Annotated in this window: 20 protein-coding genes; 15 read left to right on the top strand and 5 right to left on the bottom strand. The window is 45.5% G+C overall.

Annotated elements, in window-relative coordinates:
* The first annotated feature begins 469 nt into the window (after window positions 1–469).
* The 9 genes from J2T19_RS26270 (at window position 470) to J2T19_RS26230 (ending at window position 13745) form a co-directional block, all read left to right on the top strand.
* Complete coding sequence (locus tag J2T19_RS26270) at window positions 470–2380, top strand: helix-turn-helix domain-containing protein (protein ID WP_307221266.1); 1911 nt, start codon at window positions 470–472, stop codon at window positions 2378–2380.
* Between the two features lie 482 nt (window positions 2381–2862).
* Complete coding sequence (locus J2T19_RS26265) at window positions 2863–4449, top strand: extracellular solute-binding protein (RefSeq protein ID WP_307221263.1); 1587 nt, start codon at window positions 2863–2865, stop codon at window positions 4447–4449.
* Between the two features lie 130 nt (window positions 4450–4579).
* Window positions 4580–5479, top strand: coding sequence for an ABC transporter permease (locus tag J2T19_RS26260; RefSeq protein WP_239293559.1), 900 nt, complete (start codon window positions 4580–4582; stop codon window positions 5477–5479).
* A gap of 60 nt (window positions 5480–5539) precedes the next feature.
* On the top strand, window positions 5540–6412 hold the full coding sequence (locus J2T19_RS26255) for a carbohydrate ABC transporter permease (RefSeq protein ID WP_307221259.1): 873 nt from the start codon (window positions 5540–5542) through the stop codon (window positions 6410–6412).
* Window positions 6413–6480: 68 nt separating this feature from the next.
* Window positions 6481–7425: a sugar phosphate isomerase/epimerase family protein gene (locus tag J2T19_RS26250; RefSeq protein ID WP_307221255.1), complete on the top strand. Its 945-nt coding sequence runs from the start codon at window positions 6481–6483 to the stop codon at window positions 7423–7425.
* A 273-nt stretch (window positions 7426–7698) separates the two neighbouring features.
* Window positions 7699–9459 carry a prenyltransferase/squalene oxidase repeat-containing protein gene (locus J2T19_RS26245; protein WP_307221252.1) on the top strand — a complete coding sequence of 587 codons (1761 nt, stop codon included), beginning with the start codon at window positions 7699–7701 and terminating at the stop codon, window positions 9457–9459.
* 190 nt (window positions 9460–9649) lie between these two features.
* Window positions 9650–11383, top strand: a complete 1734-nt coding sequence (locus J2T19_RS26240) for a tetratricopeptide repeat protein (protein WP_307221249.1) — start codon at window positions 9650–9652, stop codon at window positions 11381–11383.
* Between the two features lie 206 nt (window positions 11384–11589).
* On the top strand, window positions 11590–12549 hold the full coding sequence (gene trxB / locus J2T19_RS26235) for a thioredoxin-disulfide reductase (RefSeq protein ID WP_307221247.1): 960 nt from the start codon (window positions 11590–11592) through the stop codon (window positions 12547–12549).
* Between the two features lie 164 nt (window positions 12550–12713).
* The gene (locus J2T19_RS26230) at window positions 12714–13745 is read left to right on the top strand and encodes an AI-2E family transporter (protein WP_275446305.1); all 1032 of its coding nucleotides are present in this window, start codon (window positions 12714–12716) and stop codon (window positions 13743–13745) included.
* A 200-nt stretch (window positions 13746–13945) separates the two neighbouring features.
* On the opposite strand, the gene J2T19_RS26225 is transcribed toward J2T19_RS26230, so the two are convergent.
* Genes J2T19_RS26225 through J2T19_RS26210 form a run of 4 tightly spaced genes read right to left on the bottom strand, consistent with a single transcriptional unit; the run spans window position 13946 to window position 17407 of the window.
* Window positions 13946–14548 carry a response regulator transcription factor gene (locus J2T19_RS26225; RefSeq protein ID WP_307221243.1) on the bottom strand — a complete coding sequence of 201 codons (603 nt, stop codon included), beginning with the start codon at window positions 14546–14548 and terminating at the stop codon, window positions 13946–13948.
* Window positions 14545–15678 carry a sensor histidine kinase gene (locus tag J2T19_RS26220; protein ID WP_307221241.1) on the bottom strand — a complete coding sequence of 378 codons (1134 nt, stop codon included), beginning with the start codon at window positions 15676–15678 and terminating at the stop codon, window positions 14545–14547. The genes J2T19_RS26225 and J2T19_RS26220 overlap by 4 nt, the downstream gene beginning before the upstream one ends.
* A 9-nt stretch (window positions 15679–15687) precedes the next feature.
* Window positions 15688–16425 carry an ABC transporter permease gene (locus J2T19_RS26215; RefSeq protein WP_307221238.1) on the bottom strand — a complete coding sequence of 246 codons (738 nt, stop codon included), beginning with the start codon at window positions 16423–16425 and terminating at the stop codon, window positions 15688–15690.
* A 1-nt stretch (window position 16426) separates the two neighbouring features.
* The gene (locus tag J2T19_RS26210; protein ID WP_307221234.1) at window positions 16427–17407 is read right to left on the bottom strand and encodes an ABC transporter ATP-binding protein; all 981 of its coding nucleotides are present in this window, start codon (window positions 17405–17407) and stop codon (window positions 16427–16429) included.
* Between the two features lie 356 nt (window positions 17408–17763).
* Here J2T19_RS26210 and J2T19_RS26205 point away from each other — a divergent pair, with 356 nt between their 5' ends.
* From J2T19_RS26205 to J2T19_RS26180, 6 genes are all read left to right on the top strand, one after another.
* Complete coding sequence (locus J2T19_RS26205; RefSeq protein ID WP_145051959.1) at window positions 17764–18714, top strand: ROK family glucokinase; 951 nt, start codon at window positions 17764–17766, stop codon at window positions 18712–18714.
* Window positions 18715–18764: 50 nt separating this feature from the next.
* Window positions 18765–19664 (top strand): RNase adapter RapZ, encoded by a 900-nt coding sequence (gene rapZ, locus J2T19_RS26200; RefSeq protein ID WP_056695257.1) that lies wholly within the window; start codon window positions 18765–18767, stop codon window positions 19662–19664.
* A gap of 13 nt (window positions 19665–19677) precedes the next feature.
* A complete protein-coding gene (gene mgfK, locus J2T19_RS26195; RefSeq protein ID WP_056695259.1) occupies window positions 19678–20664 on the top strand; it encodes a gluconeogenesis morphogenetic factor MgfK in 987 nt (328 codons plus the stop codon).
* 6 nt (window positions 20665–20670) lie between these two features.
* A complete protein-coding gene (whiA, locus tag J2T19_RS26190) occupies window positions 20671–21609 on the top strand; it encodes a DNA-binding protein WhiA (protein ID WP_145051962.1) in 939 nt (312 codons plus the stop codon).
* Between the two features lie 257 nt (window positions 21610–21866).
* On the top strand, window positions 21867–22136 hold the full coding sequence (locus J2T19_RS26185; protein ID WP_056695263.1) for an HPr family phosphocarrier protein: 270 nt from the start codon (window positions 21867–21869) through the stop codon (window positions 22134–22136).
* A 145-nt stretch (window positions 22137–22281) separates the two neighbouring features.
* On the top strand, window positions 22282–23034 hold the full coding sequence (locus J2T19_RS26180; protein WP_307221223.1) for an SIMPL domain-containing protein: 753 nt from the start codon (window positions 22282–22284) through the stop codon (window positions 23032–23034).
* A gap of 101 nt (window positions 23035–23135) precedes the next feature.
* Here the strand turns inward: J2T19_RS26180 and J2T19_RS26175 are convergent, their stop codons facing one another.
* Window positions 23136–25070, bottom strand: coding sequence for a hypothetical protein (locus tag J2T19_RS26175; RefSeq protein WP_307221221.1), 1935 nt, complete (start codon window positions 25068–25070; stop codon window positions 23136–23138).
* Window positions 25071–25133 lie beyond the last annotated feature (63 nt).

The raw sequence follows: 25133 nt of genomic DNA, 5'->3' as shown, positions 1-25133 counted from the left end.
CAAATTAAATTTATGAGAGCGCTTTAATATGGGATGATCCAGCCCAGAGGTGCGACAGATGATAAACAATAGAACTGCGGCCGATTCTGTAGTTGGCATCGTGGAGTGAGGAGTGGGTCGATTGTCCCGTACTTGGTATTATCGGTTACTATTTTCATACTTTCCTATTTTCTTTCTGACTGTGACCATACTCATTTTTATCGCGTTTGTTTTCATTAATGACATCTCTAGGGCCGAAACGAAAAAAGCGGATCGCATCTCGTCTAGCTATCTAGTAGATACGCTAGATCACACCATAAGAGATATCGAATTATCTTTGATGGAGACGGTACAGAATGACCAGGCCTATAGAGACTATTTTAATCATAGAGATGGGGCAAATTCCGAAACAGTCTATTCAATTGCACAGAGTTTGCGCGAGTTAACCAGTTCTTCTTCATGGATTGAATCCATTTATTTATATGACAATATGAATAAGAGTATTGTGACGGTGAGTGGGCCTAGAGATGTGGAGAGCTTCTCAGACAAGGCATGGGTTGAGCAGACGGTGTCTGGGAAGTTATCTCCGGGATGGCAGCCCGTTAGAGAGTACGATGGAGGTATTATTCAGCGTGCCCCTATTCGAGTGGTAACGGTTAATAAGGATATGCCTTTGCCTTTTGGATCCCAAGGTACACTGGTGATCAATATTAAAATGAGCAGTATTGAACAAACAGTCGATAACATGGTTAACGGACAACTGTCCTTCATGACCATTTCAAACCGTGACGGTCAGGTGGTATACAACGCACACTTGGATGATGAAGATGCCACAGAAGGAAGAGTATTGAACACGCTTACGCTCGATAGATTAGGTTGGACGTTATCCAGTGGGATCAAGGCGGGAAATCTGTTTGGATGGGTATCTGTTATTTCTTATGTATGGGTAGTCATTGCCATTGTGACCGTGGTTAGTGCGATCATCTACATCATTTATGTTACACGTCGAAATTATAAGCCAATTCAGATTATTATGAACCGGATTGAAGCACATCAGATTCGGACACTTGAAGATTCGGGATCTCGTAAAGATGAGATGAAAATGATTGATGGTGCGCTTGAAAATCTGATTAACCACATGATGGATTATGATGATAAAAAGAGGGAAAATGTGCTGTTGCAGCGCAGCAAGCTGTTCAACAGTCTGTTGCACGGCGAGCATCTCGACCAAGCCGCAGCACGGCTTGAGGAGCTATCTCCATTTGACACTGTAGGAGAGTCTTCACGCTTCGCTGTTGTTGTTGGAGAGATTAACCGTTATGAGAAGGGATTTCAAGAGCTATATACGAGAGGTGAACAAAATACTCTCAAATTCGCATTGATGAATGTGCTACAGGAGCTCTCACGCAACAAAGGGGTGCAATGCTGGGCTGAATGGGTCAGTGCAGAACGAGTGGCCATTCTATTTCTCTCCACAGAGGATAGCAGCGAGCATGATATGACGGGACAGATTCGTGATGTTGCAGAGGATTGTCGGTTCTGGGTTGATCAGAATCTGCGTATTTCACTAAGCTTTGGGATTGGTCCGATTGCAGATGGCATTGGGGCAATTCGAGAGTCCTATACTGGTGCAGAGGCAGTAATGCATCGGAAATGGCTGATGAACGGAGACGTGGGTTTGGCCGAGAGTGGAGAGAAGTCGAAGCCATTAATAGAGACGTACACCTATTTGCAGATGATTGCTGACTTTGTTAAGCGATTCCGAATGTCGAGCGGCCAGTGGCGGGAAGAGCTGGAGGAGATTTTCGCGGCGTTTGAACGTAATATGCTGCCGGATGAAGATATTCAATCCCTCATTCAAGCGATGCTACAGATGCTTAGCCGTGAAGTGGCACTAATGTCGGACGAACTTCAGGAGAAGTTGTCAGAAGACAATATGAACAAGTGGCTCAAGTCGATCGAGGAAGCAGCGGCACTTGCTGATGTTAAAGCATTGCTGTTCGAGGACTTAACTGATCTGTTCAGAACGTATGTCTCAGTGACAGAAACCAAGAGCTACAAGGCCATGGTCAATGAGATGAAAAGTTATATCGAAGAACAATTTGCCAACCCTGACCTTTCTCTGAAACATTTAAGTGATCGGTTTCAGATCTCTGGCAAACATGCGAGTTACTTGTTCAAGACGGAATTCAATATGAAGTTTGTGGACTTCGTGACCGAGCTGCGAATGAAGGAGACGGAACGGCTTCTTCGCTCGACTGATTTGGCGTTGCAGGATATTGCCCTGAAGGTGGGGTATGCTAATGGTATTACGTTGGGGCGTGTATTTAAACGGGTTACAGGCATTACGCCAGGCGATTATCGCCGAGCAAAGCGTGAACATCCTGCGGATGAGTCATAGCCATAGGATGCCATGTAACGTGGATTGCTTTATTTTTCGGGTAAACGAGCTTAAAGTGAGGGGTGGAATTCTCGCAGGTGTTCTCCGTAGGAGGGTTACTTGCTGGAATCCACCCTTTTACTATGATCCAGGCAGTATACCGGATCAATTCGTTCATTGATCTACAATTATGTGGTAATACCGAAGGTCGGCATGGGCAGATATTCCAGTTATTATGTCGGATACGAAAATAGGCAGTATAAGAAAATGGTTTATCGACGTAGCTAAGAACAAACTGTACAGAAGTGGGGATAGAGTCTGTCTGCGCGCGGGTTTAGAGCGATGTTATTGAAAGCGGATTGTCTGCGAAAATGGTTAGGTGAATAAACCACAACTGCTCTGTAAGCGCTTCCGAAACTGGTTTATTGCATGAGAGCAAGAAGGTATGGAATACTCGGATCAAGCTTTACAACATTCAACGCAAAGCCAAAGGGGATGACAAAATGACAAGAAGAGCAACCAAAGGGAGTACGAAGAAATGGATGGGTCTGGCGCTTACAATGGTAATGGGAGTTTCACTGTTAGCAGGATGTTCATCGGCATCTGATCAATCAGCTGAAGGCGGTGCATCAGGTAGTGGTGAACGTGTCACCTTAAAAGTGGAGGTATTCGATCGTGGTAACAGTCCTTCTCCACATACGATTACGAACAACTACTTAACAAAATTTGTTCAAGAGAAATTTGGCGATCCGAATAACATTGATGTGCAATTCGTACCTGTTCAACGTTCAGAAGAAACAACCAAGCTCAACGTGTTAATGGCCAGCCCCAGCGACGTTCCAGATATTGTGTTTGTATATGACTCCAGTGTGTTCTACCGTTACGCTCAGCAAGGTGGTCTAACTGACGTAGGCGAGCTTCTTAATGAACATGCACCTAACTTAAAAGAATATCTCGGCGATGACCTGTTGAAATTCGGTCAGCTTGAAGGTCAGCAATTCGCTATTCCGGGTAAACGTGCCATTACGGCTCGTTACAACTCCTATATCCGCCAGGATTGGCTCGATAAAGTTGGTATGAAAGCTCCAACAACAACAGATGAGTTGTATGAAACGTTGAAAGCATTCAAAGAGAAGGATCCGGGCAATCTGGGTAGCAAAAACATCCCAATGGGTATGGCACTTGCCCCAGCACAGTATGAAACACTGATTTACTCCTTTATCAAGCCTGTACAAGATGGACTTACGTACAGTCAGCGCTACGAACTACCATTGCATGATGGCTTCAAAGATGCGATGCAGTTCCTTAACAAGCTATACAATGAAGGTCTGATCAGCAAAGACTTCAGTCTTGATGAAGAAAAAGCACAATTGGTCAAAGACTTCCAAAACGGTAATATTGGCTACATGTCTGAGGACGTAGGTCAGATTTTGTATGCAGATGGTATGCTTGATAATTTGTACAAAAATGTACCGGATAGCAAAGTTATAGCAGTTGACGCTTATACTAACCCGAATGTGGACAATAAACACATCAAATCACGTTATGGTAGCAACGGTATGTACATCATGATTCCAAAAAGCAGCAAACGTTCGGTTGAAGCAGTGAAATACTTAGACTGGATGGCTTCTGGAACGAACTTGCTGGAGATGAACACCGGTGTCGAAGGTGAGAATTACGATATGGTTGATGGTGTTCCAGTTGTTAAAGATGATGCACCACAGGATGTCAAAGATCGTCTCTACAACGGTGGTGACATGGCGATTATTGCCAACGGTAAAGTAGTTGGAGATCAGGCGGCCAATGAAGCGGCATGGATTGCAGGCTTCCCTGAGCGTAACCAAGAGCTAATGAGACAGTCCATTGATATTGCAAATACAGACACAATCGGCCCGGTTATCTTCAGCAAACCGATTGAAGCAGAATCGAAATATGGTACGGCACTAAATGATAAGTTGAAAGTGCTTATTGTGAAAACAGCGATGGCTAAGCCAGCAGATTTTGAATCGGTATATGAAAAAGAAATGAATGACTTCATGTCACTGGGTGGCACGGAACTGAAGAAAGAGCTTGAAGCAGCACTTCAGTAAGCGTTATCAATTAAAAGGTTCATCTTGTGATTACCAAATCAATATGTAATTTACCGCATAACTTTAGAAGGAACGTGTGCCGCCAGTATGGGCGGCACAGCCGTTTCTCTGTTGATAGGAGGAAACCGACTTGACCATCACATACTTGAAAAGGTATTGGCAATTATATGCGCTCATCTCACTGCCTCTGATCTACTTCTTGATCTTTCGTTACGGCCCAATGTACGGGGTTCAGATCGCTTTTAAGGATTTCAACTTGTTTCAGGGCATTAATGGGAGTGAGTGGATCGGTTTCGATGCTTTCCGTGAAGTATTTGGAATGCGGGACTTCTACACCACATTACGAAATACGTTCATGCTTAACTTTCTAGATTTGCTCGTTTCATTCCCTGCTCCAATTATCTTGGCGATCATGCTCTACGAAGTTCGGTTTAAGTGGTTTAAAAAGATTTCACAAACGATCCTGTATATTCCTCACTTTATTTCCTGGGTTATTATCGGGGGGATCGTGTATCAATTATTCGGCAATCAATCCGGTATGGTGAACGGTTTGCTGGAGAGTATGGGTCTCAACTCCATACCATTTTTGACAGAGAAGAATCCATGGCTTGTTACGTACCTGTTCACAGGTGTTTGGCAGAGCGCTGGATGGGGAACCATTCTGTATCTGGCTGCATTAACCGGCGTTAACAAGGAATTGTTTGAAGCTGCTGAGATTGATGGAGCGTCACGTCTGAAAAAAATCTGGCATATTACCTTGCCTAGCATTAAACCAACGATTGTCACTTTGCTTATTCTGAATCTCGGACAAATGGTCAGCATTGGTTTTGATCGTCCTTACATTATTGGTAACACTGCTGTACGTGAATACTCCGATGTACTGAGTACCTTCGTGTACAGGGTTGGTTTGGAATCTGGACAATATACACTGGCGACTGTCGTCGGACTCTTCCAGGCTGTTGTAGGACTGATCTTCGTACTCGGTTCAAATTATATTTCGAAAAAGGCGACCGGTGAAGGTATTTTGTAAGAGCGAAGGGGATACCAATCGGCTGTTTGTATAGACCATCAGTAAAGGAGCTGTGCGCATATGAGTGAACGCACCTCAAACCGGGTTTTTGACATCGTTAATATTACCTTTATCAGTTTGTTTGTTATCTTCTGTCTAGCTCCGTTCTTGCACACGATTGCGATCTCACTAAGTTCCAATCGGGCAATTACATCTGGTGAAGTGACCATATTTCCTAAAGAATTTAATTGGGATGCCTACATTCAGGTATTCTCTGATCAATCCATGATCTATTCACTGGGCTTCACGAGTATTCTAACGGTAGCAACCACTGTGCTATGTATGCTCTTCACACTGGCGGCTGCATATCCGTTAACGAAGAAAAAATTGAAAGGGCGCAAGCTCTTCATGTACGTCATCATCATTACCATGTTCTTCAGTGGTGGGATGATTCCTGAATATTTGCTCATTCGTGACCTAAATTTGCTTAACTCCGTCTGGGCGCTGATTTTACCTGGTCTCGTGAGTCCGTTTAACCTGATTATCCTGATTTCCTTCTTCCGCGGCATTCCAGAAAGCTTGGAGGAATCGGCTGAGATTGACGGTAGTTCGCATGTACACACACTCTTCAAAATTATATTGCCATTATCTATGCCTGTATTGGCTACACTGGCTCTATTCTATGCGGTTGGTCGCTGGAATGGCTTCCAGGATTCATTGCTGTATATTAATGATCCGAAGCTGTACCCGCTGCAGCTTAAACTCTTCCAAATGGTACAAAACAATATGGTCAGCGAGCTTACGCTCATGGAAGGTGCTAACCGTGCACCATTGACTCCAGAGAGCCTCAAGGCAGCAACGGTTATATTTGCAACTGTACCGATTCTGCTCGTGTACCCTTGGCTGCAAAAGTATTTTGTCAGCGGTGCGATGCTGGGCGCGGTAAAAGGCTAATTCTAGAGTTAGCGTAAGTATAGGATAGATAGTTCGACTTACCATAATGGGAAGGAGAAGGAATTCGAATGCAGGCACAGCACAAGGGAATATACTCATTTTCGACATGTTGGAACATCAGGAAGCATACGGTTGGAGCAGATATGATTCGAGAGATTGCAGAGCTTGGCTTCAGCCGGGTGGAGCTTAACTATAATGTGACGAAGGAAATGCTCACCACTATAGAGCCCATGATTGAGCGAGGAGAGATCGGAATCTCCAGTGTTCATAATACCTTCCCGCATGATCCAGATCCAGATTACGGAACAGACTCTGTCTTGCTTGGCTTTGAAGATGAAGTGAAGCGTCAACGAGCGATTGAATTGCTGGTAGGGTCAGCAGAATATGCCCATCGTTACGGAGGGGAAGCCGTTGTTGTACATCCTGGCGAGGTACCTTTCCCAGAGGATATCAGCAAGGATCTTAGTAAGCTCTATAACGAAGAAGGGTCGGATTCACCGAAATATCGTAGCAAGTGGGAAGAACTGATGGAACGTCGGCAAGCTCTTAGTTCGGGCTATGTCGAGAGAATTATCGCGAGTCTGGATGAGGTCTGTAATCGTGCGGCTGCCAAAGGTCTGAATGTGCGCTTTGGGATCGAGACGAGATCCAGACCTCAACAGATTCCTACACTCGCAGAAGCAAAGACGATCATTCAAGCGCTCAAAGGGGCTCCGGTTGGGATCTGGTATGATACGGGTCATGCCATCATGATGGATCGACTAGGTCTCTATGATAGTGTAGGAGAAATGCAGGGACTGATGGACGATATCGTAGGTGTCCATATTCATGAAACGCTTGGACTTTCGGATCACTGGTGCCCATATGTACACAGCAAGGATATGCATTTCTATGATGCTTATCTGCCGATGATAGAGCGCGCACAGGTGAAGGTCTATGAGTTGAAATCAGCCTGCCAACCGGCTGAAATTCATGAGAGTCATGACTTGTTAATGAAGAAGCTGAATTCGTAGAGTCATAAACAAAGAGCGTAATAAAGTACTTTCGAAAGCCGTTTGGTAGAGCCGAATAAACGGCAGATATTTGTAAGACGTTAGTGTCTAATATAGCCGCGGCTATTGCTGCTATGATGTCTAAATCTCCTGGCGACTTTTGGTGAGATAAGGTATATACTGACGAGAAATTAGCTCGTATACAGGCGAGGTGAGTAGCTTCCACCCTATGTAGGGGGTGCGCCATGTCCTTCGTTCATCGGGCAAATGCATTGGTATGGAGGGGAACTGCACATGTACAGACAACTGGTAGATAGTAATGACAGAGCAGTAGAACGAGGTATGGCCAGGCAGATGCTTGATCCAGAGAATCGATACTACGGTGGTACGATTGATCCGTATACAGGTGTGGCTTGGGTGAACCATACCACTGGAACGCCGACGGATATGTGCTACTGGGGAGCAGCGCTCTCTAATCCGGACTCGATCTATTACCGGGATGAGGCATTGTTAGATAGACTGCTATTGGCCACAGAGTTTGTACTTCGTCTACAGCATGAGGATGGCTCGATATCACCCGGCTGGACGAACTACCATTCCCCGCCGGATACCGCATTTGTCGTTGTAGGATATTCGCAGTTATATCAGCTACTTGTTAAACAGGAATGGACGCCTCTGCAACCTGTCCTTAACAATATGCGGCAATTCCTAGAGCGAACGATTCCTGTGATGTTGGCAGGGGGATGCCATACGCCGAATCACCGCTGGGTGCTATGCGCGGCGCTTGGTTTCCTGCATGACATCTTTGGTCTGGAGGAAGCTGTGCAGCGCGCAGAGCAGTGGCTGGCAGAAGGCATAGACATTACGCCCGATGGCGAGTGGACCGAGCGAAGCAACGGAATTTATAATGCAGTGAGTGACATTATGCTCATTCATGCAGCAAGGCTGCTCGGTCGTCCGGAATTGCTGGAACCTGTACGTTTGAATCTTCGCATGATGGTATATTTGGTGCACCCAACGGGAGAGATCGTTACGGATTATTCAGGTCGTCAGGATCTGGGTAGCATCCATGACTTATCATCGTATTACCTGCCCTATGCCATCTTAGCCCAATTGGACGGAGATCCGATTTTTGCAGGCATGGCTGCCCTGGCAGATGGTACTCTGACAGACCCGGGGGTATGCTCGGTCAATGCGCTCGTAAGGTTACTGTTAGAGCCGGAGCTTCAACAGGCGAACGGCTCGCTGGATGTGTTACCACAGCAGTATGAGGTTATGCTGAACGAGCATTTTGCAAGAGCCAGCTATTTGGATCAGATGGAGGCTGTTGGCCACCATGGACGGATATTCCATAGCCGAATGCATACCGATTTTGGTGCACCTGTAGCTCGAATCCGCGATGGTGAGACCAGTGTAACGGTGATGACGGAGGTGCCTCCTTTCTTCGCTCTGCGTCATGGTAAGGTGCGTCTACTTGCTGTACAACTGGCTTCCTACTTTAATCCAGGGTATATCCCGATGCAAGATATGACCCGTTTGCCTCAAGGGTATCGATTAACAGGGGAGCAGAAGAAGGGTTATTATGACCCGATTCCTGCTAATGAACTGCCAGAGACGGCGTCTTCAGATATAAGTCCGTGGTACCTACTTCCCCATCAGAGTCGCCGACTTACCCATGAGCAGACATTCCGTGTGGGAGCTGAGGTGTTACATACGGAGAACGGTTGGACAATGCATCTGACGGGGGAAGAACCGGAGGACATCATGATGCAGTTATCCTTTGTATTCGGAAGCGAAGGAGAGTTAACCTACGAGGACGGAACGGAGACTAGTGATGGTCATCACTTATGGAGCAGCGGTAATTTGCGTTATACCTGCGGTGAAGACTGGATCGAGATCAGTGGAGGCGAAACGGGACATTTGGCTTCATCGGTTCGTGAGGCGAAGCTGCCAGAGAAGTGCAAGATTGTGCTCGTTAACTTCATGACGCCGTTTGATAAAACGATTCATATCTCGCTTTCACCATCCATGGCGAAGAAGTTGCAAGACCAATAAGTCCTCTTACGAAATTGAATATGGTTACCAAGAACAAGGCGGTATTTCATTCCAATTATGGATGATGGAATACCGCTTTCTTTTGCACATTTTTTGCCTAAATCACATGAAACTACATGTTGAGAAGCCTACCGCAAGATGTGGTATACTGGAGAGTATGAATGAAAGCAAAGAGGAGGTGCCTTGGAAGATGAAGGGCAAGCTACTGCGGGCTGAGGGAGACCTCGCCAACATTATACCGATTCATTTGGATGCGTCTTTCTTTTTTGAAAGAGCTGTCCGCTCGCTGGACCGTAATCACGTCGACAAGGCATTAAAATATTTTCGTAAAGCTGTTGAATATGAACCGGAAAACCCGGTGAATCATTGTAATATGGCGGGTATATTATCTGAGAAAGGGGATTACGAGGCATCTAATGCGATTCTCGCGAATGTACTGGATGCCGTAGATCCGTCGATGACCGAATGTTATTTCTATATGGCGAACAATTATGCCAATATGGATCGGTTTGAAGAAGCGGAGCAAGCGTTAGTAACGTATTTGGAAGAAGACACCCAGGGTCAGTTTATGACGGAGGCAGAAGAGATGATGGAGCTTCTGTATTACGAGTTGGACCGCCCATCTAAACTGAACCGGATCAAATCACGTAAGGGTGTTGTGGAGCATGATCATGCACGAGAATTGCTAGAGGAAGGGAAATTTGCACAAGCAGCTGAGCTTCTGGAGGGCATGTCACCTGATTATCCAGATTATCTGGCTGTACGCAATAACCTGGCTCTTGCCTATTATTATATGGGTCAATTCCCCAAAGCGCGTGAGACCATTGCCGAGGTGCTTGAGCAAGAGCCTGGCAATCTGCATGCTCTGTGTAATCTGGCAATCTTCCATCAGAATGAGAACCGTACAGATCAGGTGCTCCTATTAATCAAAAAGTTGCGTGTCATTGTACCTTTCCAACACGAACAGGTCTATAAGCTAGCAACCACAATGGGTATTTTGGGACAGCATGATACCGCCTATGTACACTTTCGTAGATTGCTTAAAGTGGAAGAGACGGCAGCTGACCCTGCGCTTGCGCACTATGCTGCAGTGGCGGCCTTTAATACCGGACGTTATGATGCAGCCGAGCGGTTATGGCATCATGTAAGCAAGCTTGACCCTGTGTCTGAAGTGTCTCCGTTTTATTTGTCTCGACTTAAGGCGGTACAACAAGACGAGCTTCAGCCTGAAAATTTAAGCTATCATTACCATCTTCCTTTTGATGAGCAATTCAAGCAATGGGAGAACTACGGAAATGGCATTCCGGAGGAAATGAAGAATGATCCACTGATTCGTTCATCATTTTTCTGGGCATTACGCCATGGTGATCGGGCAACCAAGCTTCAAGTCATTCATGCGCTCGGTATGATCGGAGACTATGAAGTACAGCAAGCGTTACAATCCTTCATACAGGAATCCGATGAGCAGCAGGATCTCGTGGAAGCTGCTCAATCTGTACTGAATGAACTGCTTGCGACTGAGCAGCATTCGGAGCGGAGCCGCGCAGTACTACCGCTCTCAACGGTAGCCGCGCGATCTATTCAGAATGCAGCAATCAGCACAGAAGGCTCGCAGACAGAATCCATTTCTCACTGGCAAGCTGTCGTTGACCGTGCGCTACAGATGACGGAAACGAAAGCAGAGTTACAGCAGGAAATGGAGCGTATATGGACCGATTATGTGTCCCGTGCTCATCCTGAAATGACAGCGATGAAGCATATTGAGGGATGGGCTGCAGGGCTGGAATATTTGGCTGCCAAAATTCACAGAAGACCTGTAACCTATCAAAGTGTAGCAGAGCGATATGGCATTTCGGCATCAACGGTTAGTAAATATGCGAAGCAGATTAACAAGGTGTGTAGTACGGTACCACCTACAGTATAATCGGATGATTTAGAGTGGTTATTCCAAATGTTTTAAAGGCATGACAGGGATTTAAGCGGCTTGAAGCACGATTGAGGAAGATTGGGATTTCATGAAGGATACATTTGCCTGCAAAACGGGTAAACTTAATGGATGGCTATTGTCACATGGATCTAGAAATGAACCAGTTCATATACTCTCAACCTAATCAAGGAGGCTGTATCTATATGTCTAAATACAGAACGATTGTGATTGGAACCGGACCTGCCGGATTAACAGCAGCAATTTATTTGGCGCGTGCCAACCTTAATCCATTGGTTATCGAAGGTCTTCAACCAGGTGGACAATTGACTACCACGACAGAGGTTGAGAACTTCCCTGGATTCCCGCAAGGCATTATGGGGCCAGAATTGATGGACAACATGCGGAAGCAAGCGGAGCGTTTTGGCGCAGAATTTAAGAATGGCTGGGTGGAAGAGGTAGACTTCAGTAAGCCCCCATTCAAAGTGAAAGTTGGCGGCATTGGTGATCTCGAGGCCGATTCAATCATAATCTCGACCGGTGCATCTGCCCGCTACCTCGGTATCCCGGGAGAGCAGGAAAATGTAGGGCGCGGGGTAAGTACATGTGCGACATGTGATGGATTCTTTTTCCGTGGCAAAAAGATTGTCGTTGTTGGTGGGGGAGACTCCGCGATGGAAGAGGCCAGTTTCTTGACCAGATTCGCAACAGATGTAACCTTAGTGCACCGTCGGGATGAATTACGCGCATCGAAGATCATGCAGGATCGCGCGCGCAGTAACGAAAAGGTGAAATGGGCATTGAACCGTACACCGCTTGAAGTGGTGCCTGAAGCGCTGGGTGTGAAGGGACTTAAGGTACGGAACAATGAGACAGGCCAAGAAGAGCTGTTGGAGGCGGATGGCGTGTTTGTTGCCATCGGACATACACCAAATACCGGATTCCTCGGCAACCAAGTGGTGTTGGATGATCATGGGTATGTGGTTGTTAAACCAGGTACGACGGAAACGAACATCCCAGGTGTATTTGCTTGTGGCGACGTCCAGGATACGAAGTATCGTCAAGCGATTACTGCAGCAGGGTCAGGTTGTATGGCAGCAATGGACTGTGAGAAATTTTTGGAAGGCAGCATTGTGCACGACTGGAGCGAAACATTGGATAAATAAGCATGTTTGGCTTGAATGTCCACATAAGATAAGGAATAGAGACAACGGGAAGTCTCATGATGTGAGAGAAGCCGGTAGGCTTCTCTTTTTTTCTGAAACGAAAGTGGGCATGAGATCGTATACATAATGGGCATATTAGCTGTGAGGTGAAGACTTTGGGGGAAATGATAAAAGATTGGCTACAGAACACAACGGTCAGACGTTTTCTGATCCTGCTGTTGTTCTGTTTGGTTCTATTCAGCATGGGGAGTATGCTGCACATGATTTTGCTGTTGTTCCTCGTGACGTATGTCATGAATCGACTACAGCACTTCATTACGGGACAGTTAAATCGACTGTTTCCGATTAACTACAAGGTCGTTGTCATCTTGCTATATTTGATTGTGATTGCGGCGATTGTGCTAGGAATATCTAAGTATTCGCCGAGGATTGTCGATCAGGTCATACAACTGACGAATGAAATCATTAAGTTTCTGGATACGGCTGAAGGCGATAATTATGCATCGAAGATTGCAGGGTATCTGCAGTCATTTGATATTAAGAACTATACGAATAATGCGCTGAAGTATATTTTTGCTCTGAGTAAAGGGCTGGAGTTTATTTTGCTGGTTATTATTCTGAGTCTGTTCTTCTTGCTGCAAAAACAAGAAATCGTCAAATTCACATCCAAGTTCAAAACAAGTAAGCTCGGCTGGTTCTATAAAGAAGTGGCTTATCTTGGAGATAAATTTGTATCTTCCTTCGGAAAAGTCATTGAAGCTCAGCTATTGATTGCGGTGTTCAACACGGTTCTAACGATGTTGGGACTATGGATTCTTGGATATCCGTATCTGTTCGCATTAACCATTCTGGTATTCCTACTAAGCTTGGTTCCCGTTGCGGGGGTTGTCATCTCATTGGTGCCATTGTGTCTGATTGGGTATCAGATTGGCGGATTGCAGCTTAGCATTATCGTTATTGTCATGATTATTATCATTCATGCGCTGGAGACCTATTTCTTGAATCCAAAGTTAATGGCGCACAAAACAAAGCTTCCAATGTTCTACACATTTATCGTATTGATTCTGTCACAGCATTTCCTCGGAATCTGGGGACTGATCATCGGAATTCCGATCTTTGTATTCCTGTTGGACATCCTTGATGTAAATAAAATGGAGAAATCAAACGAACCGGTGCGTGTAGATTCGAAGCTGTAGCTTAGTGTAACGCTTGTAAGTAGTGTGTTGTATTTATCCAATAGCATGTGAAAATAGTGAAGAACGCCTCCTTGGCTGATCAAGGAGGCGTTCTTTTGGTGTACATTTTTACGCTTGCGCTTGTATGAGAAATGCATAGCTCATGCTTGAATCATTCATTTTGACGATAGGTATTACACGAATAGATGATGGATCTACTGCTATAACCAGCCCTTCTCTTGGGCAATGCGTATAGCTTCTACACGATTCTTAGCCTCTAGCTTATTGAAGGCTTCCGATAGGTAATTGCGAACTGTGCCGTAGGACAGATGAAGTGATGCTGCGATCTGGTTGGCATTCATGCCTGTGGCGGCAAGTTTCAACATTTCTCTCTCTCGTTCCGTTAGTGGATTAACACCTTTGGATGCGCCAAAAATAAGTTCGGGAGATACTTCTCGTCCGCCCCCCATAACACTACGAATGGCCTGAGCTAAGCGGTCACTTGGCTCATCTTTTAGCAAATAACCTTGTACGCCAGCTTGAACCGCACGCTCTAGAAAACCAGGACGAGCGAATGTGGTTAGGATGATGATCCGACAGGGGTTACCTTGTTCTTGTAAACGTTCTGCCACGTCAAGTCCACTCATGACTGGCATTTCAATATCCATCAAAGTGAGATCTGGTTCAAGAGAGGAGATTAGCTTCAATGCTTCTTCTCCGTTACCGGCTTCCCCAATGACTTCAAAATCATCTTCGAGATCCAACAGGGAGGCGAGAGCACCCCGAAGCATGCGTTGATCTTCTGCAATTAAAATACGAATCATGATGATACTCCTCCTTGGGAATCGCTTACGATTAATGGAAAGAAAAAGGATAGCTCGGTTCCTGCTGAATCGGAAGAGATCTGAAGGGAACCATCGATCAGGTTCAGCCGCTCTGACATGCCTTTTAGACCGTTACCATGAGGTTTGCTGGAATCTATCCCTTGTCCATTATCTCTAATACGTAGCTTGATCCCTTCCTGCGTGCGCTCAATTGATAATGTACTTCGTGTTGCTTGACTGTGTTTGACAATGTTCGTGACCGCTTCAATAAGACATAGGCTCGCCATATTCTGCGTTAAGTCTGGCACATCATCGTAGGAGTCCTGCTCCTGAGTCACTTGAAGTGTGATATCTGCACTCTTTAACATCTCTATCGCATCTGCGACTGCTTCAGGAATGCTAATGGCTCGCATATCCGAGACGAGTTGACGCACCTCACGTAGGGCAGCACGGGAAGTCCGTTCGATCTCGCGTGCCTCCTGAACTGCCCGTTCTGGATTTTTGATGATTAGCTTGGTCACGAGTTCACTCTTAAGGGTGATTAAAGATAACGTATGTCCCATGGTATCATGCAAATCTCGGGCGATGCGCATACGCTCCTCACGCTTAATCAGTTCTTTGATATGCTGCTGAGCTTCATCGAGCTGCTCCTCTAGATGCCGCTGTTGCATCATGGATCGAATGCCATAAGGAGACGCAAGCATGATGAGGTAAAAGGGAGTGAAGAACATGAGCTGAGAAGCTGTTAGTGACGAGAAATGAATAGCAATGGGAATGGTCTGAACAATGGCGAACACCAATAGAAATAGGCGAAACATCCGTTTATCTGTGTACCATCCAATAAAATTAGCTGTGAAAAAACCGAGAAAAAACATGTTTAAATCAATAACGACAGTCAAAATAAAAACAGTAAGCATCTGTAACGTCATCCAATAGGAAAATAAAACGGTTCCTGCTGTCATATACAGCTGACGATAGGTCAGGATAAACACAAGGAAAGCAGAGAGCCCAATATATAGTTCATGACCACGGGCTACCCATAAATAATAGATTGGCATGGCCAAGTAGATCATCCAAATGTAAGGATAGAAGCCATATCGCTTCGGGAAAATCTCAAACTTCTGAAGCATAGATGAGGGTTAAGCCTCCTTTTGTTTGCTGCGGATATAAGTGGATATTAACATAAACACGATCAGGTACGCTGTCAAAATTAGTATATCACGGAAAGCTGGCGCGTTACCGCTAACGATCGCCCAGGCGCCGTTGCCAAAGCTGTTCGACGGAAGCCAACTTCCGATCTGACCCAGCCATGAAGGCATAATATCGAGCGGCATCCACATGCCGCCAAGAAGTGCTAGTGAGAGATAGAGAGCATTGCTAAGACCACTGGCGGTGTCGACCTTGCGTAAGGTTCCAATGCAAGTGCCTAGAGCAAGAAAGGGTAGCGATCCAGCTAGAATCCATAGGGCACTTCCTATCCATTGTAAGGCAGATAAAGAGACACCATTAATCAGATATCCAGCGGTAAAAATAACGATGATCGAGAACAGGTGCACCGTCGTCTGACCAACCATTTTGCCACCAAAATAAATGGCATCAGATAACGGGGTTACCCGCAGGTACGAAACCCAGCCATGTACACGTTCCTGAACCAAACGTATGCCGAGTGTCATGATGGATGAACCCATCACGCTGAAACAGGTCATGGACATTAAGTAGTGAGCATTCCACTGTTCTGGGTCAACCGCATCCGTTGTGAAGATTCGGGTATATAGCACATAGAATAAGACAGGCATCATCAGAGACCAGAAGATAAAGTAAACGTTGCGAAACATGCGGAGCATTTCCATCCGCGATTGTACAAGTAATGTAGACATATTATTGTTCCTCCTTCATCGTAGCAAGCAGTTCAGCATAAGCGTCGTCGAGTTGTCCCGTCTCAATGCGGATATCCCGTACAGGTAGCTGACGCTGGATTACATCACGAATCAGTGTGTCTGTATCGGTGGTGTAGAGACTCCAGCGTCCGTTACGATATTCCACCTGGTCAACGTTAGGTAGCATCGCAATCTGAGCTTCAATATGTATGTGATGTGAGTTCGCGTTGTTGTGATCAGGTTGTGTGTCTGATGGGGAAGAAGCTGATCCCCCAGGTATCATTCCATGCTGAGCGGAGAAAGAAAGAATACGCTTGGTAAGCCCCGACTTGAGACTCTCCGGTGTTCCATCCGCAATGATCCTACCTTCGTTAAACAGAATAATCCGATCAGCTGCTTCATCAGCTTCTTGAAGATAGTGGGTGGTGAAAAGCACAGTTTTCCCCGCTTGTGTCAATTGGCGAACCTGTTTCCAGAAATGTTTACGTGTCTCTGAATCCATGCCTACCGTTGGTTCATCCAAAAATAAGAGCTGTGGATTGCCTGCCATCGCGAGGGCAAAGTTCAGGCTGCGTTTCTGACCGCCCGATAGTTTCTCTGCTCTTCTCTTCAGATCAATCTCTGAAAGTCCAGTCAGCTGCTCGATTTCATGGATTGGAAGTGAATGATGATAATAACTGTGAACCATGCGGATGATCTCGCGCACCGTCAATCCATCGATGACACTTACATCCTGTAGCATAACTCCAATCTGCTGACGTACCTGCTGATGATTCGGAGACTGTCCTAATACCGTGATGTTCCCGGAGGTCGGTTTACACATTCCTAGAAGCATCTTCATCGTTGTCGTCTTGCCGGCTCCATTCGGGCCGAGGATTGCTACAATTTCGCCAGGCTGGATTTCAAGAGACAGGTCGCTTACCGCGAGCTTGTTTTTAAATTGTTTGTTTATATGTTCAAGTTGGATGATGGGTGAACTCATCTGTACTCACGTCCTTCGTTTTGATCTAACTTCATTTTAGAGGGCGAAGGCATAGGATTTTAGTAAGAGTTGTCATGACTTTTAGGTGACAACTGTCATCTTTTACGAATGGAACGAATCAAAATGCAATATGATTAGATGAGACTTCCTCTACTAAGGAGGTAGGTATAAGCGGTGCGTTTTGATAGAGAACATAGAGGGTGAATGCGTATTCATGAAAAGGGTGTGACAGTGTTCACAATAGCGTCAGGACTGGAGATAGCAAAGGTCTTATCGTCCTTGACCCAGGCGTATCCTTCAATTATAGTTGGTACGTAGGATTAAACTATTTTAGATAGATAAAGGTGGCTTGCAGCATGTCTGAGAAAATCTACGTTGGGGTCGATCTCGGCGGAACAGCAATTAAGGTCGGTATATGCGATGATCAAGGTCAACTTAAGCATACGTATGAAGGACCGACAGAAGTGGATAAGGGCGTAGATACGGTTATCGCCAACATCGAGAAGTATGTCCGTCATATCGTTGCCGAGTCGCCGTATAGCTGGGAACAGCTTGAAGGTGTCGGTGCTGGAGTTGCCGGGTTCACGAATGTACGTGAGGGAATTATTGTCCTTGCCCCTAACATTGGATTTCGGAATGTACCTATTCGTTCGATTCTGGAAGAACGTCTGGGCAAGCCAGTCAAAATAGATAATGATGCCAATGTTGCGGCGCTTGGCGAAGCTTGGGCGGGTGCCGGCAAAGGTGTAGATAACTGTGTATGTTACACGCTGGGTACAGGCGTTGGCGGCGGCTTGATCTTGAACGGCAGAATATATCAGGGGTTCTCCGGTATGGCGGGTGAACTGGGACATATTAATGTTGTACCTGATCTGGAAGCAATTAAGTGTGGTTGTGGCAAAATGGGATGTTTAGAGACGGTATCGTCTGCAACGGGTATTATCCGTATGGCGAAGGATGCTGTCGAGCGTGGGGATCATACTTCGCTTGCTCTTGTTGATCGGATCGCTGCGAAGGAAGTATTCGATGCTGCTAAAGCGGGTGATGAAGTGGCACTGCGGATCGTTAATCGTGCTGCTTTCTACCTAGGTAAATCGATGGCTACAGTAGCGGCTGTTATTAATCCGGAAGTGTTCATTATTGGCGGCGGCGTATCCAAAGCGGGTGATTTCCTGTTTGACGAGATCCGTACGGTATTTGCTCAATTAACCCCAGAACCGCTGCAGGGCGGCGTGAAGATTCTGGAAGCTACGCTTGGCAATGATGCAGGTATTGTTGGTGCAGCAGGTCTTCTCTTGCGTTCCTAGTCCACTGTAACAGTATAAACCGACAGCAATATGATAAGGAGGGGACATATATGCTTGAAGGTGAAGTTTCACCGAACACAGGCGCCACGCTCATTATCATTACGGGTATGTCCGGGGCGGGAAAGACCATTGCAGTTCAGAGCTTGGAAGACCTTGGCTTCTTCTGTGTAGATAATCTACCACCCGTGCTGATTCCAAAATTCGCAGAATTGATCGAGCAGTCCAATGGTAAGATTGGCAAGGTCGCTCTCGTTATTGACTTGAGAGGTCGTGAATTTTTCACAGCGTTGTCCGAGTCGTTGAACTACATTAAAGATCATTTTACCATCCATTGTGAAATTTTATTCCTGGATGCTACAGATTCTGTCCTTGTTCAGCGCTATAAAGAGAGCAGACGTAGACATCCTTTAGCTCCGGAAGGAATGCCGCTGGACGGTATCCGGCTTGAGCGCAAAATGCTGGAGGAGCTTAAAAACTCCGCAACCCAGGTACTCAATACCAGCACGATGAAACCGGCTCAATTGAAGGAACGGATTATATCCCGTTTTTCTCATTTAGAGAGCCATATGTTATCTGTAAATATAACGTCATTTGGATTTAAATACGGAATACCGATTGATGCTGATCTGGTATTTGATGTTCGTTTTTTACCGAACCCGCATTATATTGACCATCTGCGTCCAAATACAGGACAGAACAGCGACGTATATGAATACGTTATGAAATGGCCAGAGACACAGTCCTTTCTGACGAAGTTGCTGGATATGCTGCATTTCCTGATTCCGCAGTACCGGAAGGAAGGCAAGAGCCAGGTTATTATTGGAATCGGTTGTACCGGAGGCAAGCATCGTTCGGTAGCAATATCGGAATATTTGGGCAAAATGTTGGGAAGCAGCGAGACTGAAGCTGTTACCGTAAGCCATCGCGACGCTGACCGGGATCGTCATTGAAGAGGGTGAAGGGATGAAAGAAGCCGGACCACGAAGAGAACGTCCAAGAATTGTAGTTATGGGCGGGGGAACCGGATTATCCGTGATGCTGCGCGGTTTAAAAGAAAAGCCGCTAGACATCACGGCCATCGTCACGGTTGCTGATGACGGTGGGAGTTCAGGCATACTGCGCAGTGAGTTGCATATGCCGCCTCCGGGCGACATTCGTAACGTACTTACGGCGCTAGCCGATGTAGAGCCACTGCTTTCGGATATGCTGAGTTATCGTTTCAACACAGGCGCGGGGCTTGCAGGCCACAGCTTGGGGAATTTAATTTTGGCGGCAATGACAGATATATCAGGCGACTTCGTAACCGCAGTGCGGGAACTTAGCCGCGTGTTTGCTGTTCGGGGTGAGGTGCTTCCCGCAGCGGGTCAGGCGGTTGTGCTACATGCTGAGATGGAGGATGGATCAATTGTTACAGGCGAGTCCAAAATCCCTGAAGCAGGTGGGCGCATTAAACGTGTTTTTCTTGAACCGGATCACGTGGAGCCGTTGCCAGAGGCTGTAGAGGCTATCCGTCAAGCGGATGCGATATTGATTGGGCCAGGTAGTCTGTATACGAGTATTCTGCCGAATCTGCTTGTACCCAAATTAGCTGAAGCTGTCGTTGAGGCTGACGCAGTTAAAATGTTTATATGCAATGTTATGACACAGCCAGGAGAAACCGATGACTATACCGTGAGTGACCATCTCAAAGCGATTCATGAGCATATAGGTCATCAGCTCTTTGACTATGTCATCGTTAATAATGGTGAAATTCCGCTGCAAGTTCAGAATAGATATGCAGAAAAAGGAGCAAAACCAGTAGTATTAGATATGAATGTGCTGAAAAGTTCTGGATATCAGGTTGTCGCAGATACGTTGGTGCTATTCCGTACCTATCTTCGTCATGATGCCGACAAGCTCAGCCATCACATCTATCAACTTGTACAAAATTGGATGTTACGGAAGAGGTGAAGTCCCATGTCGTTTGCAGCACAGACCAAAAAAGAATTAACGATGATTGAGAGTGAACCGTGCTGCGAAAAGGCGGAACTTTCAGCCCTCATCCGTATGCTTGGTGCGGTGCAGTTATCGAATAAAAAAGTGATCTTAGATATTTCGACGGAGAATGCCGCTATTGCTAGACGGGCATACTCTCTGCTTAAAAAGCATTTTCAAGTGCATACGGAATTGCTTGTCCGCAAAAAAATGCGGCTGAAAAAGAACAATGTGTATATTGTTCGTATTCCGACCATGGTACAAGAGATTTTAAAGGAATTGTACATCGTATCCGAGGGCTTTCTGTTCACGCCAGGAATTAATCAGGAGCTGCTTCGGAAAAACTGTTGTAAACGAGCTTATCTTCGCGGTGCCTTCATGGCTGGTGGCTCGGTGAATAACCCTGAGGGTTCCTCCTACCATCTAGAGATTGCATCAATGTATGAGGAGCACTGCCAAGCTTTGGTTGATCTAGCCAATGAATTTCATCTTAATGCCCGGTGTATAGAACGCAAAAAAGGATTCATCCTATACATCAAGGAAGGCGAAAAGATTATTGAGCTGCTCAGCATCATTGGTGCACACCAAGCTTTGTTTAAGTTTGAAGATGTTCGCATTATGCGCGATATGCGGAATTCCGTGAATCGGATCGTCAACTGTGAGACGGCGAACCTGAACAAAACCATTGGAGCTGCTGTAAGACAGATCGATAACATCAAGCTTTTGCAAAAGGAAGTTGGCCTAGAGTCCTTACCTGAGAAGCTGCGTGAAGTGGCTGAAGTGCGACTTGCCCATCCTGATATTAACTTGAAGGAAGTTGGCGAGTTGTTGAAGGGGACGGTCAGTAAATCGGGGGTAAACCATCGTTTACGTAAAATTGATGAGCTAGCCGAGAAGGTTCGTAATGAACGGATGGGGTAGGCTGTTAGGAGCCGGAGCTCTTACTTAGGTTAATTTATTCGTATTTTAAACCGTTATTGGGCAACATTAACTCATGTGCAGAGAAGCAGGGATCGGCGTCCTGAAGTGTGATTCCGTGTCAATATAATGTCCTTGATTGTGAGTTCATACCTGACTGGTTTTTTTCTTCTAGTGTCCTGCACGGGTTAATGGTATAATGTTATATAAATATAATTGTGTATTTAATGTCTAGATTTCATAATAGGGGGTAAGTTTCTATGACAAAGCACCCGGTAGTTGTCCGTTTGAAAACGGGTCTCCATGCCAGACCTGCGGCACTGTTCGTTCAAGAGGCGAATAAGTACTCATCTGAAGTGTTCGTCGAGAAGGACGACAAGAAAGTAAATGCAAAAAGTATCATGGGGATCATGAGTCTTGCAATCAGTACGGGTACAGAAATCCATATTAGTGCTGAAGGCGCGGACGCCGAACAGGCTGTAAACGCTTTAGTTAGTCTGGTTAGCAAAGAAGAGCTTGAAAACCAATAAGATATGACTGAACGAATGAAGAAGTCCCGAAAGGGGCTTTTTTGCGTTTCAGGGTCAAGCAATGCAACATTTTGGAATTAGCTCCGTCTGTTAAGGTATCAAATCACTTTGAATTTGAGATGTTAACTACAAGGAGGCTACGGTCATGGGCAAACAATGGATGAGACCGCTTGGTGCGGTACTGGTGGCAAGTACACTATTGGTTGGAGGAACAGCTTGGGTTGCTCCAGGGAATTATGCATATGCTGCTGAGGTTCAAGGCGTACAGCAGAATGTAATTAATGTTGTTGGTAAAGGTGAAATTCAGGTGAAACCGGACATCGCTTATCTATCCATCGGGGTAAATAGTACAGCGGAAACAGCGGCATCAGCTCAAAAGGCAAACGCAGCTAAAATCCAAAAGGTAACAAATTTGCTGAAGAATACGTGGAAAATCAGTGAAAATGACATTCAAACAAGCCAATTTTATGTGCAACCTAACTACACATACAGTGAAAAAGATGGACAGCAAGTAAAAGGGTACACGGCTCATCACACATTGACAGTAACCTATCGTGAGATGGATAAGATCGGTGAGTTGTTGGATGCAGTTTCCCAAGCTGGCGCGAATAACATTGAAAATGTACGTTTTACGGTAGAGAATCCAGAGAACTATGAATCTCAAGTGATTGAGAAGGCTGTAGCTAACGCGGATGTAAAAGCTGGAGCGATTGCAAAGGCGGTTAAACGTCAACTGGGGGCAGTATTATCTGTGAGCCAGCCTGATGCTAACGTTCCTGTGTTCTATGCATCGGAGAGTTTAATGTCCAAAGCTACAGATACCGCAGCTGGTACTGAAATTGAAACCGGTCAGGTTAAAGTAAGTACTACACTGAACATCACATATGAGATGAAATAAGATACGTTGTTCATATTTAGGGATTTTGTATAAACAAGCGACCACCTGCTCTGAGGCAGCTGGTCGCTTTTCTTTATTTTAATAAGTGAATTGCTAATAGCTTAGAATCGATTAGGGTCAAAGACCGGTAGTTGCAGCTTGTATGCAAGATACACCTCTGGATTGTAAGGAATGGCGATGGTTGCTACTCCGTTGTCCAATACATCGGTTGGTATAGCGGTGGATGTTGCCTCGTATCTATTGAGCATATCCACGGGAATGTCCATTAACACTTTACTGTAATCGTTGCTTAATATCTTCACATGGAGCATTTCTCCATTATTCTTATAATTCTGCATCCGAATTCGTAACGTGCGATTGTGGTTCAGCACAACTTCTATATTTCGAAATGCAGCACGATCAGGATTGCTCGTCTCATAAGGTTGAGTACCTACAAAAGAAGCAGATTCCCCGGCTACCTGCTTCACCTCTTCCACAGTTGCTCGATACGCGAGTGGTGCAGGTGTCATGGCAGCATCCGTTTTACGTTCCTCATCGCTGAATTGTAGCTCGGTATTCATGACATGTTTGCTTGCAATAGATACTTTAAGTCCGAGATCCTTATTCCATTGCCCGAGTGGAAGATAAACCTTACCTCCGACAACCTGTTGCTTGCTTTGACTCACGGCTAGCTTACTGGTTCTGCTATTCCGCTCAAATAACAGGTCTCCTCCTTGAATTTCATATTTAATATGGAAGGCATTCGTGAACTCCTCTAAAGGAACATAATATAAGCCATTCATGTAGAACGTAGGTTGTCCATTATAACGAAGCACACCTTCACCAGAGGTGATTGCTACAGGTAGTGTTAAAAAGAACATGCCTTCATATGAGAAGGAGTCCCAATAATTCACCCAATCTCTGTATTGACTGTACTCAATCTTAAAGTGTTTTCCTTCCGGAATATAGTAGAAGGAAGGTGGGTATGCCTGTGGGTTAGAGAAATAATAATCGATGACATACAAATCATCTGAGGCCCATTGTATTCTTTCCACGCTCGCCCGGTACAAGCTTTCGTAGGATCGAACCTGCTTCAACGTTTTGAGATCATATACAAGCACTTTGCTTGCCTTGGTTTTCTTAATTCCCATCGAGGGATCAGCGATCAGTACCAAATACTTAAGATTAGGTGAGACGAACGTTTTGACATCTCTGACTTCGCCTTTAAAAAGGGAGGTCGTTTTCCCGCCGCGAATCCCTTCTACAACCGCACGGTAGGTCTGTTCTTTGTAAGTGCTAGTCCACTTAATTTTTGTGTCTCCTGCTATAAAGGTCTTACTGGAGACGGGTTGTTTGGTGTCGTACACAATGTCATTTTTGGTTACTTTCACGGGGCTCCCCTTTAATCCGCCAAATAAGAGGGTAAAACAACTGGTGAATTTTGCGTCAGGGCAGTATACACCAAGAGGTGTGGACGAAATTGAATGATTTGTACTGTATTTAGTATCTGTCACATCTTGGCTCGTAATAATGCTGCCATTAGATAAAACTCGCTTGTTATCTACAAGGGAATAGTACTGCGTATCACCGTTATCCGATCTTACGGAGTACAGCCCTTGTGTGGCCCAAAGTTTGAGCCATTTGGTGGATTTGATCTCTGTGATTTTGCGAAGCTTAATGGAGGCATAGTCATATTCATAAATGACGGCACCTGTGTTCAGGTAGGCTAATGTATAAGCCTTCAAACCTTGTGGGGTGTCTACGACAACACCGTCTTGTTGGTTGAATCCGTTCGTCGATGTGAATCGATATGAAGAGGGCTGCAACGATGAGTCAGTGAAATCATACTCTTTAACCTTTTTCATACCTGTGTCATAGCTAATTACCGTTGTTCGTACAGTGACTTGCTGTTGTCTTTCATCAAATATGTAGGTTGTGCGGTGTCTTACTTTGTCCTTGCTACCTTCTGTAGCTGCTGCTGAATGTCCAGTCTCGGGATGGATTGTGAGCAATAGGGAACAGATCAACAACAGGGCAATACATTTCCTAATAATCATACGACGTTTCCTCTTTCCTCTTCTCATATTGTCTTTTTTTCAAGATGTGTGCGGGTTAACCCT

It is taken from the genome of Paenibacillus tundrae (assembly GCF_030812775.1).
GTDB classification, from domain to species: Bacteria; Bacillota; Bacilli; order Paenibacillales; family Paenibacillaceae; genus Paenibacillus; species Paenibacillus tundrae_A.
Note: the sequence above shows the minus strand (reverse complement) of the source record. Positions and strands in the feature narration are given on the sequence as shown.

Coding starts and splice junctions, on each gene's coding strand:
- J2T19_RS26270 (WP_307221266.1), top strand. CDS start 470: ATGAATAAGAGTATTGTGACGGTGAGTGGGCCTAGAGATGTGGAGAGC.
- J2T19_RS26265 (WP_307221263.1), top strand. CDS start 2,863: ATGACAAGAAGAGCAACCAAAGGGAGTACGAAGAAATGGATGGGTCTG.
- J2T19_RS26255 (WP_307221259.1), top strand. CDS start 5,540: ATGAGTGAACGCACCTCAAACCGGGTTTTTGACATCGTTAATATTACC.
- J2T19_RS26250 (WP_307221255.1), top strand. CDS start 6,481: ATGCAGGCACAGCACAAGGGAATATACTCATTTTCGACATGTTGGAAC.
- J2T19_RS26245 (WP_307221252.1), top strand. CDS start 7,699: ATGTACAGACAACTGGTAGATAGTAATGACAGAGCAGTAGAACGAGGT.
- J2T19_RS26240 (WP_307221249.1), top strand. CDS start 9,650: ATGAAGGGCAAGCTACTGCGGGCTGAGGGAGACCTCGCCAACATTATA.
- trxB (WP_307221247.1), top strand. CDS start 11,590: ATGTCTAAATACAGAACGATTGTGATTGGAACCGGACCTGCCGGATTA.
- J2T19_RS26230 (WP_275446305.1), top strand. CDS start 12,714: ATGATAAAAGATTGGCTACAGAACACAACGGTCAGACGTTTTCTGATC.
- J2T19_RS26225 (WP_307221243.1), bottom strand. CDS start 14,548: ATGATTCGTATTTTAATTGCAGAAGATCAACGCATGCTTCGGGGTGCT.
- J2T19_RS26220 (WP_307221241.1), bottom strand. CDS start 15,678: ATGCTTCAGAAGTTTGAGATTTTCCCGAAGCGATATGGCTTCTATCCT.
- J2T19_RS26215 (WP_307221238.1), bottom strand. CDS start 16,425: ATGTCTACATTACTTGTACAATCGCGGATGGAAATGCTCCGCATGTTT.
- J2T19_RS26210 (WP_307221234.1), bottom strand. CDS start 17,407: ATGAGTTCACCCATCATCCAACTTGAACATATAAACAAACAATTTAAA.
- J2T19_RS26205 (WP_145051959.1), top strand. CDS start 17,764: ATGTCTGAGAAAATCTACGTTGGGGTCGATCTCGGCGGAACAGCAATT.
- rapZ (WP_056695257.1), top strand. CDS start 18,765: ATGCTTGAAGGTGAAGTTTCACCGAACACAGGCGCCACGCTCATTATC.
- mgfK (WP_056695259.1), top strand. CDS start 19,678: ATGAAAGAAGCCGGACCACGAAGAGAACGTCCAAGAATTGTAGTTATG.
- whiA (WP_145051962.1), top strand. CDS start 20,671: ATGTCGTTTGCAGCACAGACCAAAAAAGAATTAACGATGATTGAGAGT.
- J2T19_RS26185 (WP_056695263.1), top strand. CDS start 21,867: ATGACAAAGCACCCGGTAGTTGTCCGTTTGAAAACGGGTCTCCATGCC.
- J2T19_RS26180 (WP_307221223.1), top strand. CDS start 22,282: ATGGGCAAACAATGGATGAGACCGCTTGGTGCGGTACTGGTGGCAAGT.
- J2T19_RS26175 (WP_307221221.1), bottom strand. CDS start 25,070: ATGATTATTAGGAAATGTATTGCCCTGTTGTTGATCTGTTCCCTATTG.